Consider the following 16174-nt stretch of genomic DNA (forward strand, 5'->3'; position numbering starts at 1 on the left):
GCCGCGGGCCTGGCCGGGAGACTTTAGTTGCTGGCGGCATTGGGGTCCGTCTGTCCGGAGCGTTTTTCTTCGGCAGCGCCGAGGGCGGCGAGCCTGCCGCCGGCCTTTTCTGGCGCTTTCAGTGCTGGGGCCTTTTCGAAGGTCTCGCCGATCGTGCGCAGCAGGCGGGTGACCTCGGCCGACAACGAGCGCGGGCGGACGAGTGGCGGCAGGGCGTTCTCGTCCGGCTTGGCCGTCGCGACCTCTGGCTGCTTCGCCGGCGCCGTCGGGGCGGTGACGCCGGGGATAGCGCGGTGCTCGATGCCTTGCTCGGCATAGTCCATTAGCCGCTTGAAGGTCATCGCCGGCAGGGAGCCGCCGGTCATGTTGTTGGTGGACGTGTAGTCGTCGTTGCCGAACCAGACGGCGGTCGTATAGTCGCCGGTGAAGCCGGCGAACCAGGCGTCGCGATAGGCCTGCGTCGTGCCTGTCTTGCCGCCGACGACAATGCCGTTGTCGAGCGCAGCCTTGCGCGCCGTGCCGATGATCGGAATCTGCGTCAGCATCGAATTCATCGATGTATTTGCGGTTTCCGAAAGCACGCGCCGCGCCGGCGGTTCGTCACGCCCGAAGTCGTAAAGAATGTCGCCGTCATAGTTGAGAATCTGGCTGATCCCGTGGCGGCGCGACTGCATGCCGCCGGCCGGAAACACGGCATAGGCGGTCGCCTGATCGAGCACTGTCACTTCGGAGGTACCGAGCGGCATCGTCTTGTCGGTGCGCAGCGGTGTTTCGATGCCCATTGCCTTGGCGGTCTGAGCGATCAGATCGGTGCCGAGCTTGTCCTTGGCGAGGCGCACGGGGATGGTGTTGATCGACTTGGCGATCGCCGTCAGGATGGTGATACGCCCGGCATAGCTGCGGCCGTAGTTCTGTGGTGACCAGCCGCGCCAAGTGATCGGTGCGTCGACGACGACCGTTTCCGGCGTCATGCCTTTTTCCATCGCCGCTGCGTAGGTGTAGACCTTGAAGGAAGAGCCTGGCTGGCGCAACGCGCGGGTCGCCCGGTTGAACTGGCTCTCGCCATAGTCGCGGCCGCCGACCATGGCCCGCAACGCGCCGCCATTTTCGATCATCACGAGCGCGCCCTGCTTCACATGGAAGCTCTCTCCATATTGGCGCAGGCTCGATTCGACCGAGTCCTCGGCAGCGTTCTGCAGGCCCATGTCGATCGTGGTGCGCACGATCAGCGAGTGCTGCGCGAAGGGACGGGCGATGCGCTGGACTTCGTCAAAGGCCCAATCGAGGAAGAAGTCGGGTGCCTTCACCTGGGCGCGATCGATCACGGTTGCGGGAGTGAGCCGCGCCGCAATCACCTGGCCTTCCGTCATCAGCCCGCCCTGGACGAGGTTGCTCAGAACCTCGTTGGCGCGTCCGCGCGCGGCCGGCAGGTTGACGTGCGGCGCGTAACGGGCCGGCGCCTTGAAGAGGCCGGCCAGCATGGCCGATTCCGCCAGGCTGACATCGGTGATCGACTTGCCGAAATAGAACTGCGCTGCCGCTGCCGCGCCGAAGGTGCCGCCGCCCATATAGGCGCGGTCGAGATAGAGCCTTAGGATTTCCTTCTTCGAAAGGTTGCATTCGAGCCAGACGGCAAGGAAGGCTTCCTTGATCTTGCGCTCGATCGTGCGTTCGTTGGTGAGGAACAGGTTCTTGGCGAGCTGCTGGGTCAGTGTCGAGCCGCCCTGGACGACACCGCCGGCGCGGGCATTCTCGGTCATCGCCCGGGCAAGGCCGAGGAAGTCGATGCCCCAATGGTCGAAGAAGCGGCGATCTTCGGTCGCCAGCACCGCCTTGATCAGATGGTCAGGCAGTTCGTCGATCGGCACGGAATCTTCGTGAATGATGCCGCGGTGGCCGATTTCATTGCCGTAGCGGTCGAGGAAGGTGACGGCGAAATCGCTCTGGGCGCGCCAGTTTCCCTTGGTTTCCTCGAAGGCGGGAAGCGCGAGCGCCAGCATCAGCACGGAGCCGACGGTGCCCCAGTTCATGCCTTCGCCGAGCACCTCGAAGACGACCTTTTTCCAGCCTGTGACGCGGAAACGGCGGAAGAAGATGGTGGTATCTTCCCACCATTGCGACAGCTTGAAGCCGGCATTCCAGACCGTGGAATCGATCCAGGAGTCGACCCTGAGAAAGATGTGCCGTTTTTTCGGCCGGTTATCGTCTTTCCTCGGTTCCCGCACGTCTCAACGTCCTGAAGGCTTTGTGGCATCACGCCGGCGCCGGGCAATATTTGCACGACGTCAAATTCCAATCTACTTGCATATCGCGCCGCCGGCCTTAAAAAACCGGCAATTTTCTGCGAAATTTCTGTATCGCGGGCTATTTGACGAAAGTGTGATGACGATGGGCGAAATGCCTTTCTGGAAGGCGAAAAGCCTTGAGGACATGACCAATACGGAGTGGGAAAGCCTTTGCGACGGCTGCGGGCTCTGTTGTCTGAACAAGCTGGAGGATTGGGATACCGGCGAGATCGCCTGGACCTCGATCCGTTGCACCTTGCTCGATGGCGAGAGCTGTCGTTGCAAGGACTATGAAAACCGGCAGGCGACGGTGCCCGATTGCATCCAACTGACACCCAAGGCCGTGCGCGAGATTACCTGGCTGCCGCCGACGTGCGGTTACCGCCTCGTTGCCGAGGGGCGCGATCTCTATTGGTGGCACCCGCTGGTTTCAGGCGACCCGGACACGGTTCATGCTGCAGGCATTTCGGTGCGTGGCCGCACCGTCGCCGAGGATGGCATCGATATCGAAGACTATGAAGATTATCTCGTCACCTGGCCGCTGGAAGTGGGACAGGAAAGCGTGGATTGAGAGGGGACCGGCCGGCGCTTCGCAATCGCCCTGAGAGCGGAGCGCTTTGCATTCCGGCGAGGCGGCTATCCGCTTTTCGAGCCAGCGTAATGCGCGTCGCGATCTTTCAGATTCGCGCCTTGCGCTTTAAGTTTTTGATATTTCGCATGTCGTTATCGCAAAACCGCTGCCCACTTTTGCGTGACAGGCTTTAATGGCTGCCACCGTTCTTCTTGACGAGGTTTTTCGGCGCGACGTTACGCCAGGCGGTTTCCATCGACTGGCGGACGAGACCTTCGTCCGCTTCGACGAAGTAGAATGAGGTCCAGCCGCGGTCTCCCCAGCCGCCGGGCACGGCAGCGCAGACCCCGGGCTCCATTTCCAGAAGCATGCGCTGCTGGTCAGGCGTGAATTTGAAGACCGCGCGACCCGCTTCCGGCAAGCTCATAAAAATGCGCTTTCCCACCCGGAAGTCCCGTGTGCCGAAATGCGCGTTTTCTTCCGTTCCCGGCAAGCTTAGCGCGAGTTTTTCGATCTCTTCGGTTAGCATTCGGGAAGAGTAACATGGTTTTTCCGAATGGCCAAAAGGCTGAAAATCGCCACAAAAATCGAAGGGCCGCAGCATTTGCCACGGCGCCTATCCGTTCGCGCGGCGACGGAACACGCGGCATTGCAGGACGTGTTTCATCCCGACCCGAAGGTTCAACTCCGTGTTGCGTCTTCTCTATGTTGGGAGGGTCATGGCGCGCGACAATCGATGCGCCGTTGACAGGCGTTACTCAGCCGGTTGGATCGGCTTCGGGGTGCTTTCGCCGGCAGCGCGCATGGCGCGCCATTCGTTTTCGAAACGGTCGAGCAGCGATTGCGGTACTTTGGACTGCTGAGATGCGGGCTGGTTGTTGGCGAGCGTCTGCATCCGATCCTCCCGGGCCTATGACGGTTTCATGACGTTTGATGCGGCGGACAATTTCATATCGTAAAGACTTTGTAAATCAGTGGCTTAAATCATTTAAACGATTGAAAAATATTTAAATCGATTAATTTTTCGTTGATCCACAGCCGTCCGTCAATTCACAGATGTGGTAGTTCAGATGCGACTAAATTGGCTGTTCTTTTGAAGTAATTTTGCGAACGTCTATTCTTTGTACGCGAACGCCAAGCTTCACGTATTCAGGCACGAATAGGATGTGCCGAACGTCGGCACGCTTGCGCGCTAGGGGGCGAAAACCATCGCTATGAAATCGAAGGGTGTCAGTGGCTTAGCCTGGCTGCCGGAATCGGGCTGCGATCGACTTGACTCAACCTCGCAGGGTGTTGACTCAGTTTTCGAACGATCGCCGCCAAGGGATTCAAAGGAATCGGGAATCGCTTCCTGCTTGATGTGCTGTCTCAGTGTTCGGGCTATGGCGGATGCCCTGGCCATCGCGACGCGCGAGCCTATGACGACGTCTGAAGTCTAGCGAAACATACTTAACAAAAGGCTGCCACGACCAAGGCCGGTGAGCTTCAAGCTCTGTTCTCCCAGCAGCCGCGCAGATGAAACTGTCGCATGAAGTGGCTATCGCTTGCCGAACGAGGGCCTTGGCCCGGGTTCCGTCAGGGATGGAATCGCTGCAATCTAGGGTCGGAATTCCAGTTGAGTCTGTGGGTTTTCCAATGGGTTCCTGGTGGCTCGGAAGGCCGACATTCATTTGCCATTCAGCCTCATTCGGTTATTGCTTCTGCCATGATGCTTCCCAAGTCGAAAGTGCGTTCATGTCTTCACCAGTGATCATAGCCGCGCTTGCTGCAGGCCTCGCGGGCTTCAGCCCGCCTGCGATCAACGTGCCGTCGGATAATGTCGTCCGTGTGGCCGGCGATTGCAGCGCGGCCGCTGCACAGGTGGTCGCCGACACCGGCGGCGAGTTGTTGTCGGCACAACCGACGTCCGATGGCCAGTGCGTGATCACGGTGCTCGTTCCCGGTAACGGTGGGCGACCGAAAAAGGTGACCGTCAAGGTGCCGATGTAAGCGATCCCTGCAGTACCGTGCGTCTTGTCCGATGCGAAAAGGTCGCTGCAGTGCTTTGAATGCCTGCATGTTTCTGTCCTTAAATCGGCTAGGATTTAGCGAAACAAGCAGCGGGGATGGCCGCGAGAGGAAGTAGAGGCGAATGCGCATTCTGATTGTCGAGGACGACGCCAACCTGAACCGGCAGCTCGCCGAAGTGCTGAAGGAGGCCGGCTATGTCGTCGATCAGGCCTATGACGGCGAGGAGGGGCACTATCTCGGCGACGCCGAGCCCTACGATGCCGTGATCCTCGATATCGGCCTGCCGGAGATGGATGGCATCACGGTTCTGGAGAAGTGGCGCGGCGATGGCAAGACCATGCCGGTGCTGATCCTGACGGCGCGCGATCGCTGGAGCGACAAGGTCGCGGGCATCGATGCCGGCGCCGACGACTATGTTGCCAAGCCCTTTCATGTCGAAGAGGTTCTCGCTCGCATCCGCGCCCTGATCCGTCGTGCTGCCGGCCATGCAAGCTCGGAGATCGTCTGCGGCCCGGTGCGCCTCGATACCAAGGGTTCCAAGGCAACCGTCGATGGCGTGGCCCTCAAGCTGACGTCGCACGAGTTCCGGCTGCTTTCCTATCTCATGCACCACATGGGCCAGGTCGTTTCGCGCACGGAACTGGTCGAGCATATGTACGACCAGGATTTTGACCGCGATTCCAATACGATCGAAGTGTTCATCGGCCGGCTGCGCAAGAAGATCGGTAACGACCTGATCGAAACGGTGCGCGGTCTCGGATACCGAATGCAAGCGCCGGGCAATGGCAATTAGATCGCTCACAGCCCGCGTATTGGCGGTTTCCACCGTCTGGGCGGTCGTCGCCCTGGTCGTGATCGGCGTGGTCATTTCCGAACTCTATCGGCAGGGCTCCGAGCGCGGCTTCAAGGACCTCTTGCGCGCGCAGCTTTTCAATGTCGTCAATTCGATTTCGGTCAACGAGAAGACGGTCCTCTCTGGAAGCCCGCAGCTCGGCGATCTCCGCTTTTCGCAGCCGCAGACCGGCTGGTACTGGATCGTCGATCCGATCGGCGAATTCGACACACCGCCCTTGATCTCGACGTCACTCGGCAACGGCAAGCTGCCGATCGCCAGCGTCGATGAGGTTCCGTTCGACACCGGCTACGTCCGGTTCTACACCACCAAGGATCCGTTCGGCAACGAGGTCGAGGTTTCCGAGACAGAGGTCGTGCTCGACATTCAAGGCCACACCGCGCGTTTTCGCGTGGCCGGAAACCGCGACGTGCTTGAAGCCGACATCAATCGCTTCACCCGCAACCTGACCATCGCGCTCTCCATCTTCGGTCTCGGCGGTCTCGGGGTGAACGCGCTGACCATCCTCTTCGGCCTGCGTCCGCTCGATCAAGTCCGTCGCTCGCTGGAGAAGATCCGCACCGGCGAAAGCGAGAGGCTCGATGGAGCCTTCCCGCGCGAAATCCAGCCGCTTGCCAACGAAGTCAACGCCTTGATCGACAGCAACCGCCGCATCGTCGAGCGTGCGCGCATGCAAGTCGGCAACCTCGCGCATTCCTTGAAGACCCCGATCGCCGTGCTCCTCAACGAGGCCCGCGTGCTGGATGCGTCGCACGGCGAACTGGTGCGCAGCCAAGTCGATGCGATGCAGATGCAGGTTCAGTCCTATCTCAGCCGCGCGCGGATCGCGGCGCAGCGGGAATCCGTCCTGGCGAGGACCGAGGCGCAGCCGGCGCTCGAACGCCTGGTTCGGGTGATGCGCAAGCTCAACCCGGAAAAGCAGGTCCATCTGTCAATCAACCCGCCGGGATTGGTGCTCGCGATGGAGTTGCAGGACGTCGAGGAAACCGTTGGCAACCTGCTTGAAAATGCCGCCCGCCACGCCCGTGGCGAGGTGTGGCTGAACGTCCGGCCGGCGCCGGTCGAGCTGCATGCGAAGGAACCCGGGAGGCAGTGGATCGTGCTCGACATCGATGATGACGGCCCGGGGCTCAATCCCGACCAGATTGCGCTGGCGATGAAGCGCGGCAAGCGGCTTGACGAAAGCAAGCCTGGAACCGGGCTCGGGCTTTCGATCGTCAGCGAGATCGTGCGGGAGTATCAAGGCACCATTACGCTGTCGCGACGGGACGAAGGGGGCTTGCGCGCGCAGCTCCTGTTGCCGGCCGCGGCCTAGTGCAAGATGAGGAAGGGCGTGCGCGGTTTCGTGATCTAGGTGTCACACCCGTGCTCGAAAATGTCACATCGGCAGGGCGCGCCGTTGCCTCGGCAGGCGGGGAATGCCAAAAGAAAATCAAGGACAAGTCGTCATTTGACCCGAATGCGTGGGGTTCTTGAATGCGGCTTCGGATAGGGATGATTGAGTGTCGCGGATCATGAGGAACCAGGCAGAAATGACACGGACTTTTGTCGTTGGCGGTAGGATCGTGGTGATCGCGTCGGCCGTGGCTCTTGCCGGTTGCGGCTCCACCTCGGGCGGCAAGGGTGCTGTCGCTGGCCTCGGTTCGACCGCGACCCGCGCTGTCTCCTCGACAACCTACATCGCTGCGCTTCAGGGCGGCGTGATCGGTCGCCTTGCCGATCTCGATATCGGTACGTCCGACCGCCAGCGGGCGCTTGAGGCGGAGTATCGCGCACTCGAGGCGGCACCGGGTGGCCAGCCTGTGACCTGGAACGGACGCGGCGTCAGCGGCTCCGTCGTTGCGGCCGCTCCCTATCAGGTCGGATCGCAGAATTGCCGCCAGTACAGCCATACCGTCACGGTCAAGACCCAGGCGAAGACGGCCCGGGGTGCCGCGTGCCGCAATCCCGACGGCAGCTGGACGCCGCTGACCTGAGCGCAGCTTCTCTGAGGCGTCCGAGCGTTGTCAGGGACGGGCTTGGCCGGCCGTTGCGGCGAAACGCCTCAAATCTCCGTCATGACGGGTTTTCGAGTTGGAATGGCATGGGCCTCATAGTATTGAGCGTCCATGTTGTTCTGGATCCTCGTCGCCACTTTGACGGCGGCCGTCGCCGCCGTGCTGATCCTCCCGCTGATGCGGGCAGGGGAAGCCCCATCGTCTCCCCACAGCCATGACATCGAGGTCTATCGCGACCAGCTCGACGAACTGAAGCGCGATCAGGACAGCGGTCTGATCGGCAGCGACGATGCCGAGCTTGCGCGCGCCGAAGTGGCGCGCCGACTGCTGGCAGCCGGCGACAGCGATCGCGCTGTGGCGACGGCCGTTTCGCCGCGGCGCGGGGCCAATCGTCTGGCCCAGGTATTCGTGCTCCTCTGTCTTCCCGCGGTTGGGCTCTGTCTTTATTTGCTGACCGGCAGCCCGGGCGTGCCGGCGCAGCCGCTTGCCGCTCGTCTTGCCGATCCCAACGGCGACATCAATGTCCTGATCGCCAAGGCAGAAAACCACCTTGCGGTGAACCCGAACGACGGCGCCGGTTGGGATCTGCTCGCACCGATCTACATGCGCAACGGCCGCATTGAGGAAGCGGTTGACGCCTATGACCGGGCGATCCGCTTGCTGGGGCCGACGCCGGCGCGTCTCGGCGGATACGCGGAGGCGCTCGTTGTGCAATCCGACGGCCTCGTGACGACGAAGGCGCAGGAGGCGCTCCGGCAGGCACTGACGCTCGACCCCAATGATCCGCGCTCGGAATTCTACCTTGCCCTCGGTCTCAAGCAGGAAGGCAAGAAGGAGGAGGCGCTGACTGCCTTCAACAGGCTGGTCGCGACGTCGCCTGCGGACGCGCCATGGCTGCCGCTGGTCAAGCAGCATGTGGCAGAGCTGACGGGCGCCGGCACCAGCAGCGCTGCCGCACCTGGCAATCCGAACGCCGAGGATGTCGCTGCCGCCGAGAGCATGAGCTCCGGCGATCGTCAGGAAATGATCCGCGGCATGGTCGAAAGCCTCGAAAGCCGCCTCAAGGAAAATCCAGATAACCTCGAAGGCTGGGCGCGACTGATCCGCTCCCATGTTGTCCTTGATCAACGAGACAAGGCCGCGGCAGCGCTAAAGGAGGGCCTGAAGACCTTCCCGGCCGATGGCGACGGGGGCAAACAGCTCCTGACGCTTGCTCGTGAACTCGGGATTGCGACCGATGGAGTGACGCAATGACGCGCAAACAAAAAAGACTGGCGATCATCGGCGGCGGCGTCGGCTTCCTGGTTCTCGCAGCCTTTCTTGTCATGTTCGCCTTCAGCCAGGCGATCGCCTATTTCTACGTGCCGAGCGATCTCGCCAAGGCGAACGTCTCTCCGGGTACGCGCATCCGCCTCGGCGGTGTGGTTGAAGGGGGGTCGGTGAAACGCGGCGACAGCAAGACGGTCACCTTTACCGTCACCGATACGCTTGCCGGCGTGCCGGTAACCTACACGGGCATCCTGCCCGACCTGTTCCGCGAAGGGCAGGGCGTGGTGACGGAGGGAGCCTTCGTTCAAGGGAGTTCCGTCTTCGTGGCGGATACGGTTCTCGCCAAGCATGACGAGACCTATATGCCGAAGGACGTCGCCGACCGCTTGAAGGCCCAGGGCGTTGAGCTCAGCGGGAAGGAAACCATTAAATGATCATCGAGCTCGGACACTACGCGCTGGTCCTGGCATTGGCGACCGCGGTCATCCAGGCCGCTTTGCCGATCCTCGGAGCACGGCTGAACGATCGCGGCTTGATGGAACTGGCGTCAAGCGCAGCGGTCGCCTGTTTTCTGCTGGTCGCTTTCGCTTTCGTTGTGCTCACCTTCGCCTATGTGACCTCGGACTTCTCGGTTCGCAACGTCTGGGAAAACTCCCATTCCCTGAAGCCGCTGATCTACAAGATCTCGGGTGTGTGGGGGAACCACGAGGGATCGATGCTGCTGTGGCTGCTGATCCTGACGTTCTTCTCGGCACTGGTCGCAGCCTTCGGGCGCAACCTGCCGGAAACGCTGAAGGCGAATGTGCTTGCGGTCCAGGCCTGGATCGCGATGGCCTTTGCGCTCTTCATTTTGCTGACGTCCAATCCGTTTGCGCGGTTGATCCCGGCGCCGGGTGAAGGCAAGGACCTGAACCCGATCCTCCAGGATGTCGGCCTCGCCATTCATCCGCCGCTGCTCTACCTCGGTTATGTCGGCTTCTCCGTCTGCTTCTCCTTCGCGATCGCGGCATTGATCGAGGGCCGCATCGATGCCGCCTGGGCGCGCTGGGTGCGCCCGTGGACGCTTGCCGCTTGGACGTTCCTTACTGCCGGCATTTCCATGGGCTCCTACTGGGCCTACTACGAGCTTGGCTGGGGCGGCTGGTGGTTCTGGGACCCGGTGGAAAACGCGTCCTTCATGCCCTGGCTCGCGGGCACGGCGCTGCTGCATTCGGCCCTGGTCATGGAGAAGCGCGAAGCGCTGAAGATCTGGACCGTGCTGCTCGCGATCATGACCTTCTCGCTGTCGCTGCTCGGCACCTTCCTCGTGCGTTCAGGCGTGCTGACCTCGGTTCATGCCTTCGCCACGGATCCGACCCGCGGCATCTTCATTCTCGCCATCCTCGTCTTCTTCATCGGCGGCGCCTTCACACTCTTCGCCTTGCGCGCCTCGCACCTGAAAGCCGGCGGCATCTTCGCGCCGATTTCGCGCGAGGGCGCGCTGGTCTTCAACAACCTGATCCTGACGACGGCGACCGCAACGGTTTTGACCGGCACGCTTTATCCGCTGGTGCTGGAGGCGCTCACCGGCGACAAGATCTCCGTCGGTCCGCCGTTCTTCAACATGACCTTCGGTCTCTTGATGCTGCCGCTGCTCTTCGCCGTGCCGTTCGGACCATTGCTCGCCTGGAAGCGCGGTGACCTCGTCGGCGTCGCCCAGCGGCTCTTCGCTGCGGTTGCGATCGGTCTCGTCTTCGGTACTGGCTACTATTACGCAATGAATGGCGGCCCGGTCCTGGCGGTCTTCGGCATCGCTCTTGGCGTCTATCTGATCGCCGGTTCCCTGACGGATCTCGCGTTGCGCTCCGGTCTCGGCAAGGTCGCGGGCAACGTTGCCTGGCGGCGCTTCACCGGCCTGCCGCGCTCCGCCTTCGGCACGGCGCTTGCCCATATCGGTCTCGGCGTCACCCTGATCGGCATCGTCGCCGTCACGGCGTTCGAAACCGAGACCGTGGTCGAGATGAAGCCCGGCATGACGGTCGATGCCGGTGACTACACCATGCGCTTCGATGGCATGCGCAACGGCAGCGGCCCGAACTACACCGAAGAATCCGGTCACTTTACCATCAGCCGCGGCGGCGCTGCCGTGTCCGAAGTCTGGTCGTCGAAGCGTCTTTATCAGGCGCGCCGCATGCCGACGACGGAGGCCGGCATCCGCACCTTCGGCCTCAGCCAGCTCTATGTTTCGCTCGGTGACCAGATCAGCGAAGGCGGTATCGTCGTGCGCATCTGGTGGAAGCCGATGATCCTCTGCATCTGGGGCGGGACCCTGTTCATGATAGCCGGTGGTTTCGTGTCCTTGAGCGACCGTCGCCTGCGCGTCGGCGCGCCGGCCCGGGCGAAGCGGCCGAAGACAGTACCAGTGGGAGCTGCCGAATGACCCGTCTGCTGCTGGCGCTTCTGCTGCTCCTCTCGCCTGTTGGCTCGGCCCTCGCGGTCAATCCGGACGAAGTGCTCGCCGATCCCGCGCTGGAAGCGCGGGCGCGGGCGATCTCGGCCGAGCTCCGCTGCATGGTCTGCCAGAACCAGTCGATCGACGATTCCAATGCGGAGCTTGCCAAGGACCTGCGGGTGCTTGTGCGCGAGCGCCTGGCCAATGGCGACAGCGATGAAGCGGTGATCGATTATGTCGTGTCCCGTTACGGCGAATTCGTGCTGCTGAAGCCGCGCTTCGAGACAAAGACGCTGATCCTGTGGGGCATGCCCGCGACCCTGCTGCTCGTCGGGGCGATCACCCTTGTCATTGCGGCCCGCCGGCGCGGCGCCCAGGCAAAGGGAACGCCGCTTTCCGAGGATGAAAAGGAAAAGCTGAAGAAGCTGCTTCAGCCCTGACGTCTGTCAAAAGCGACGTGGCGCAATTTGCCGCTTCGCGCTCCTCGTCTCCAGGCCAACATGTTGAAACCGTTGGGGATCTCTCCGGTTGGAGAGCGGAGCCATTTGTGATGGCCCACGCTTTGGAACGGGCTTGAGCAGTGTCCCTCTTCGCTGTCGCCGAACATTACCAAAAATTCATTTTCCGGACAGAACTCAGTAAGGTCCCATCCGTTACATCTTTCGTCATCGGCTAGACTTCCAGTCAGCCAAACGAGCCCGCCTCTCCCTGAAGGCGGACATCGCAACCAGGTTTCGATGCAGCCGCTGAGGCCGCATCAGGAAGAGAAAAGGCAAAACGGATGATTACGACCAAATCCCTGCGTCCCTCCCTCAAGACCGTTCTGAAGGCCTCGACGGTTGCCGGCCTTGCCGCCGTCATGCTGACCTCCGGCCTGCCGGCGCGCGTCTCCCAGTCCTTTGCGGAAGCGGTGAAGGTGGAAGCACCGTCGGTGCCGAGCTTTGCCAATGTCGTCGAGGCGGTTTCGCCGGCCGTCGTTTCGGTCCGCGTCCAGTCGCGCGTCAATCCGGTTTCCGAAGAGGGCAACAACTTCACCTTCGATTTCAACGGTCGCGGCTTCGACGACCTGCCGGATGATCACCCGCTGAAGCGCTTCTTCAAGGAATTCGGCCCGCGCGGCGATGACCGTGCCGAGCGCGGTGGCCCGGGTCGCCGTGGCCCGCATGGCGAAGGTCGCCTGCGTCCGACGTCCCAGGGTTCGGGCTTCTTCATCTCCGAAGACGGCTACCTGGTCACCAACAACCACGTCGTTTCCGACGGCGCGGCCTTCACCGTCATCCTCAATGACGGCACCGAACTTGATGCCAAGCTGATCGGCAAGGACAGCCGTACCGACCTCGCCGTGCTCAAGGTCGACGACAAGCGCAAGTTCACCTATGTCAGCTGGGCTGACGACAGCAAGGTCCGCGTCGGCGATTGGGTCGTCGCTGTCGGCAATCCGTTCGGCCTCGGCGGCACCGTGACCTCGGGCATCATCTCGGCCCGTGGCCGCGACATCGGCTCCGGCCCCTATGACGACTACCTGCAGGTCGACGCGGCCGTGAACCGCGGCAACTCGGGCGGCCCGACCTTCAATCTCTCCGGTGAAGTGGTCGGCATCAACACCGCAATCTTCTCGCCGTCGGGCGGCAACGTCGGTATCGCCTTTGCTATCCCCGCAGCTACCGCCAAGGACGTCGTCGCCGACCTGATCAAGGATGGTTCGGTTTCCCGCGGCTGGCTGGGCGTGCAGATCCAGCCGGTGACCAAGGACATCGCCGAATCGCTCGGCCTGGCTGAGGCAAGCGGCGCGCTCGTCGTCGAGCCGCAGGCCGGCTCTCCCGGTGAAAAGGCTGGCATCAAGAAGGGCGATGTTGTCACCGCTCTGAATGGCGACACGGTCAAGGATCCGCGTGATCTTGCCCGCAAGGTGGCCGCAATCCGCCCGGGCACGACCGTCGACCTCGCGCTGTGGCGCAACGGCAAGTCCGAAAGCGTGAAGCTGGAAATCGGTACCTTGCCGAAGGATGACAAGGAAGCAGCCAAGAGCCAGGACGACCAGTCCGAAGAAACACAGCCTTCGAGCGAACAGGCGCTGGCTGACCTCGGTGTCACCGTCGTGCCGTCCGACGACGGCAAGGGCGTCACCATCGCCTCGGTCGATGAGGACTCTGATGCCAGCGACCGTGGCCTGAAGACGGGCGAGAAGATCGTCTCCGTGAACAATCAGGAGGTGAAGTCTGCCGACGATATCCTCAAGGTCATCAACGCTGCCAAGAAGGACGGCCGCAGCAAGGCGCTCTTCCAGATAGAGGCCGAGAACGGTAGCCGCTTCGTGGCCCTTCCGATCGATCAGGGCTGATCGCGGCAGTCAAATGATTGACCGGAGCGCCGCGATTTCCAAGTGATTTCGCGGCGCTCGTCGTTTGGAGCGGGATGAAGAAGGTGTGTGCGGTTTTCCACCCGCATCTCGCTCTCACTTACGAAAATCGATCACGATGATTTTGGGTCCATCCGACCGATGCTTCCGCGATCGAGGGCATTCGCCAATCCGGTTGTCTGGCCGGTTGTCGGAAAGCCGAAACCGGTTGAGACAGATAGGGGTCCGGGACTATGGTCGCGCGTATGAAGATTCTCATCATTGAAGACGATCTCGAGGCGGCAGCCTATCTGGCGAAAGCCTTCCGTGAAGCAGGCATCGTTTCCGATCACGCCAGCGACGGCGAGAGCGGCCTCTTCATGGCCAGCGAGAACAGCTACGATGTTCTCGTGGTCGATCGCATGCTGCCGCGCCGCGATGGCCTGTCTGTGATCACCGAACTCAGGCGCAAGGATATCCACACGCCGGTGCTGATCCTCTCGGCGCTCGGGCAGGTCGACGACCGTGTCACGGGCCTGCGCGCCGGCGGCGACGATTATCTCCCAAAGCCCTATGCCTTCAACGAGCTGCTGGCGCGTGTCGAGGTGCTCGGCCGCCGCAAGGGTACGCCCGAGCAGGACATGGTCTACCGCGTCGGCGATCTCGAACTCGACCGCCTGTCGCATTCCGTGCGCCGCCAGGGCAAGGAGATCCCGCTGCAGCCGCGCGAGTTTCGCTTGCTCGAATATCTCATGAAGAACGCCGGCCAGGTCGTCACCCGCACCATGCTGCTGGAAAACGTCTGGGACTATCATTTCGACCCGCAGACCAACGTCATCGACGTGCATGTGTCGCGGCTGCGCTCGAAGATCGAGAAGGACTTCGATGTACCTCTGCTGCGCACCGTGCGCGGCGCCGGCTACATGATCAAGGATGACCGGGCCCCCGCATGAGCAAGCTTCGCGTTCTCTTCAGAACGACCGCGGTTCGGCTTTCCGCCCTCTACCTCATCCTCTTTTCGCTCTGTGCGGCCTTCCTCGTCTTCTATGTCACCGGCATGTCGGAGCGGTTGCTGCAGCAGCAGACCCGCGATGCCGTGACCGCGGAAGTGGCGCAGATCGAGCAGGTCTACAATCGCGCCGGCATGAACGGTCTTCTGCGCTCGCTTGAACGCCGCGCGCGTCAGCCGGGCGCAAATCTCTATGTCATTGCCGGGCCGAGCGGCGAGATTCTTGCCGGCAACGTCGCAAGCCTCGAACCGGGACTGCTTGATAGCGAAGGCTGGACCGAACGTCCCTTCGCCTATCAGCGCTATACGGACGAGACGAAGAAGGACAGCCATGTGGCGCTCGCCCACGTGCTGGTGCTCGACAATGGTCTGCGCATTCTCGTCGGTCGCGATCTGCAGGAGCCGCAGAAGTTTCGCGCGCTGGTGCGTCAGGCGCTGATGGTGGCGCTCGGCGTCATGGGGCTCGGCGCGCTCGTCATCTGGTTCGGCATCGGTCGCAATGCCCTGAAGCGGATCGACCGCATGTCGGAGGCGAGCACCAAGATCATGGCCGGCGATCTCTCGCAGCGCCTGCCGATGAGCGGCTCCGGCGACGAATTCGACCGGCTGTCGGAATCGCTGAATGCCATGCTCGGCCGCATCGAGAAGTTGAACGAAGGTCTGCGCCAGGTCTCCGATAACATCGCCCATGACTTGAAGACACCGCTGACGCGCCTGCGCAACAAGGCGGAAGCCGCACTTGCCCGCAAGGGAACCAGCCAGCGCGGCGCGCTCGAGGAGATCATTGGCGAGTCCGATCAACTGATCCGGACCTTTAATGCGCTCTTGATGATTTCGCGGGTCGAGGCCGGCTCGTCCGCGGCCGAGATGAGCGAGGTCGACCTTTCTGAGATCGTTTCCGATTGCGTCGAATTGTACGAGCCCGTTGCAGAGGATGTCGGCTTGAAACTCGAAGCCGAGGTTATCAAGAACGTCGGGATATCGGGCAACCGCGAACTGATCGGACAGGCCCTCGGCAACCTCATCGACAACGCCATCAAATATGCTGACGGTGCGGACAATCCGCTGATCAAGGTCTCTCTGGAAAAGCGCGATGGGTATGTGCTGCTGTCTGTCGCCGATCATGGCCCTGGCATACCTGCAGCAATGCATGACGAGGTGGTGAAGCGCTTCGTTCGCCTGGATGAGAGCCGGTCCAAGCCGGGCACGGGCCTCGGCCTGTCGCTGGTGGAGGCGGTCATGGAGACGCATCACGGCTCGCTGCGTCTTGCCGATACCGAGCCCGCGGCCGGCGACGGTGGCAAGGGTCTGACCGTGCAAATGGTTTTCCCGATGGCTGCAACCTGATAGACCGGTTCCCGGAGAAGAGGCGGTATGAGGAATGTGTGCGCGGTTGTTCCGCCACACCGGC

The 16174-nt window shown here is 62.1% G+C and carries 15 protein-coding genes; 12 read left to right on the plus strand and 3 right to left on the minus strand.

All coding sequences use genetic code 11. From position 1 onward, the window contains the following. Positions 1 to 23: 23 nt before the first annotated feature. Positions 24 to 2225 (minus strand): transglycosylase domain-containing protein, encoded by a 2202-nt coding sequence (locus IB265_RS05040; RefSeq protein WP_057250398.1) that lies wholly within the window; start codon positions 2223 to 2225, stop codon positions 24 to 26. Positions 2226 to 2388: 163 nt separating this feature from the next. On the opposite strand from IB265_RS05040, the gene IB265_RS05045 reads away from it, so the two are divergent. Next, positions 2389 to 2856 (plus strand): YcgN family cysteine cluster protein, encoded by a 468-nt coding sequence (locus IB265_RS05045; protein ID WP_057251076.1) that lies wholly within the window; start codon positions 2389 to 2391, stop codon positions 2854 to 2856. Between the two features lie 190 nt (positions 2857 to 3046). On the opposite strand, the gene IB265_RS05050 is transcribed toward IB265_RS05045, so the two are convergent. Both IB265_RS05050 and IB265_RS05055 read right to left on the minus strand, forming a co-directional pair. Next, positions 3047 to 3385, minus strand: coding sequence for an MmcQ/YjbR family DNA-binding protein (locus IB265_RS05050; protein ID WP_057250396.1), 339 nt, complete (start codon positions 3383 to 3385; stop codon positions 3047 to 3049). Positions 3386 to 3610: 225 nt separating this feature from the next. Further along, positions 3611 to 3751 carry a hypothetical protein gene (locus IB265_RS05055; protein ID WP_173515957.1) on the minus strand — a complete coding sequence of 47 codons (141 nt, stop codon included), beginning with the start codon at positions 3749 to 3751 and terminating at the stop codon, positions 3611 to 3613. An 839-nt stretch (positions 3752 to 4590) separates the two neighbouring features. Here IB265_RS05055 and feuN point away from each other — a divergent pair. The 11 genes from feuN to IB265_RS05110 all read left to right on the plus strand — a co-directional run bounded on the left by feuN (position 4591) and on the right by IB265_RS05110 (position 16110). Then, a complete protein-coding gene (gene feuN / locus IB265_RS05060) occupies positions 4591 to 4845 on the plus strand; it encodes a two-component system FeuPQ modulator FeuN (RefSeq protein WP_057250394.1) in 255 nt (84 codons plus the stop codon). A 142-nt stretch (positions 4846 to 4987) separates the two neighbouring features. Then, positions 4988 to 5659, plus strand: coding sequence for a two-component system response regulator FeuP (gene feuP / locus IB265_RS05065; protein ID WP_034789361.1), 672 nt, complete (start codon positions 4988 to 4990; stop codon positions 5657 to 5659). Continuing rightward, complete coding sequence (locus tag IB265_RS05070; RefSeq protein ID WP_057250392.1) at positions 5649 to 7034, plus strand: HAMP domain-containing sensor histidine kinase; 1386 nt, start codon at positions 5649 to 5651, stop codon at positions 7032 to 7034. Before feuP ends, IB265_RS05070 begins: the two co-directional genes overlap by 11 nt. A gap of 217 nt (positions 7035 to 7251) precedes the next feature. After that, on the plus strand, positions 7252 to 7695 hold the full coding sequence (locus tag IB265_RS05075; RefSeq protein WP_057250390.1) for a hypothetical protein: 444 nt from the start codon (positions 7252 to 7254) through the stop codon (positions 7693 to 7695). A 132-nt stretch (positions 7696 to 7827) separates the two neighbouring features. Continuing rightward, positions 7828 to 8970, plus strand: coding sequence for a c-type cytochrome biogenesis protein CcmI (gene ccmI, locus IB265_RS05080; RefSeq protein ID WP_057250388.1), 1143 nt, complete (start codon positions 7828 to 7830; stop codon positions 8968 to 8970). Continuing rightward, entirely contained in the window at positions 8967 to 9419 is a 453-nt protein-coding gene (gene ccmE, locus IB265_RS05085; RefSeq protein WP_057250386.1) for a cytochrome c maturation protein CcmE, read from the plus strand. Before ccmI ends, ccmE begins: the two co-directional genes overlap by 4 nt. After that, positions 9416 to 11404 carry a heme lyase CcmF/NrfE family subunit gene (locus IB265_RS05090; protein ID WP_057250383.1) on the plus strand — a complete coding sequence of 663 codons (1989 nt, stop codon included), beginning with the start codon at positions 9416 to 9418 and terminating at the stop codon, positions 11402 to 11404. The genes ccmE and IB265_RS05090 overlap by 4 nt, the downstream gene beginning before the upstream one ends. Next, entirely contained in the window at positions 11401 to 11856 is a 456-nt protein-coding gene (locus tag IB265_RS05095; RefSeq protein WP_057250381.1) for a cytochrome c-type biogenesis protein, read from the plus strand. The genes IB265_RS05090 and IB265_RS05095 overlap by 4 nt, the downstream gene beginning before the upstream one ends. Before the next feature lie 341 nt (positions 11857 to 12197). After that, complete coding sequence (locus IB265_RS05100) at positions 12198 to 13757, plus strand: Do family serine endopeptidase (protein ID WP_057250379.1); 1560 nt, start codon at positions 12198 to 12200, stop codon at positions 13755 to 13757. Positions 13758 to 14008: 251 nt separating this feature from the next. Then, on the plus strand, positions 14009 to 14707 hold the full coding sequence (locus tag IB265_RS05105) for a response regulator transcription factor (RefSeq protein ID WP_057250377.1): 699 nt from the start codon (positions 14009 to 14011) through the stop codon (positions 14705 to 14707). Continuing rightward, a complete protein-coding gene (locus IB265_RS05110; protein WP_057250375.1) occupies positions 14704 to 16110 on the plus strand; it encodes a HAMP domain-containing sensor histidine kinase in 1407 nt (468 codons plus the stop codon). Before IB265_RS05105 ends, IB265_RS05110 begins: the two co-directional genes overlap by 4 nt. Positions 16111 to 16174: the final 64 nt, after the last annotated feature.

The sequence above is a fragment of the Ensifer sp. ENS10 genome (assembly GCF_014852025.1).
In the GTDB taxonomy this organism is placed as follows: domain Bacteria; phylum Pseudomonadota; class Alphaproteobacteria; order Rhizobiales; family Rhizobiaceae; genus Ensifer.

What these genes read in the sequence shown, in the direction of transcription:
- IB265_RS05045 (WP_057251076.1), top strand. Translation starts at nt 2,389, where the DNA reads ATGGGCGAAATGCCTTTCTGGAAGGCGAAAAGCCTTGAGGACATGACC.
- IB265_RS05050 (WP_057250396.1), bottom strand. Translation starts at nt 3,385, where the DNA reads ATGCTAACCGAAGAGATCGAAAAACTCGCGCTAAGCTTGCCGGGAACG.
- IB265_RS05055 (WP_173515957.1), bottom strand. Translation starts at nt 3,751, where the DNA reads ATGCAGACGCTCGCCAACAACCAGCCCGCATCTCAGCAGTCCAAAGTA.
- feuN (WP_057250394.1), top strand. Translation starts at nt 4,591, where the DNA reads ATGTCTTCACCAGTGATCATAGCCGCGCTTGCTGCAGGCCTCGCGGGC.
- feuP (WP_034789361.1), top strand. Translation starts at nt 4,988, where the DNA reads ATGCGCATTCTGATTGTCGAGGACGACGCCAACCTGAACCGGCAGCTC.
- IB265_RS05070 (WP_057250392.1), top strand. Translation starts at nt 5,649, where the DNA reads ATGGCAATTAGATCGCTCACAGCCCGCGTATTGGCGGTTTCCACCGTC.
- IB265_RS05075 (WP_057250390.1), top strand. Translation starts at nt 7,252, where the DNA reads ATGACACGGACTTTTGTCGTTGGCGGTAGGATCGTGGTGATCGCGTCG.
- ccmI (WP_057250388.1), top strand. Translation starts at nt 7,828, where the DNA reads ATGTTGTTCTGGATCCTCGTCGCCACTTTGACGGCGGCCGTCGCCGCC.
- ccmE (WP_057250386.1), top strand. Translation starts at nt 8,967, where the DNA reads ATGACGCGCAAACAAAAAAGACTGGCGATCATCGGCGGCGGCGTCGGC.
- IB265_RS05090 (WP_057250383.1), top strand. Translation starts at nt 9,416, where the DNA reads ATGATCATCGAGCTCGGACACTACGCGCTGGTCCTGGCATTGGCGACC.
- IB265_RS05095 (WP_057250381.1), top strand. Translation starts at nt 11,401, where the DNA reads ATGACCCGTCTGCTGCTGGCGCTTCTGCTGCTCCTCTCGCCTGTTGGC.
- IB265_RS05100 (WP_057250379.1), top strand. Translation starts at nt 12,198, where the DNA reads ATGATTACGACCAAATCCCTGCGTCCCTCCCTCAAGACCGTTCTGAAG.
- IB265_RS05105 (WP_057250377.1), top strand. Translation starts at nt 14,009, where the DNA reads ATGGTCGCGCGTATGAAGATTCTCATCATTGAAGACGATCTCGAGGCG.
- IB265_RS05110 (WP_057250375.1), top strand. Translation starts at nt 14,704, where the DNA reads ATGAGCAAGCTTCGCGTTCTCTTCAGAACGACCGCGGTTCGGCTTTCC.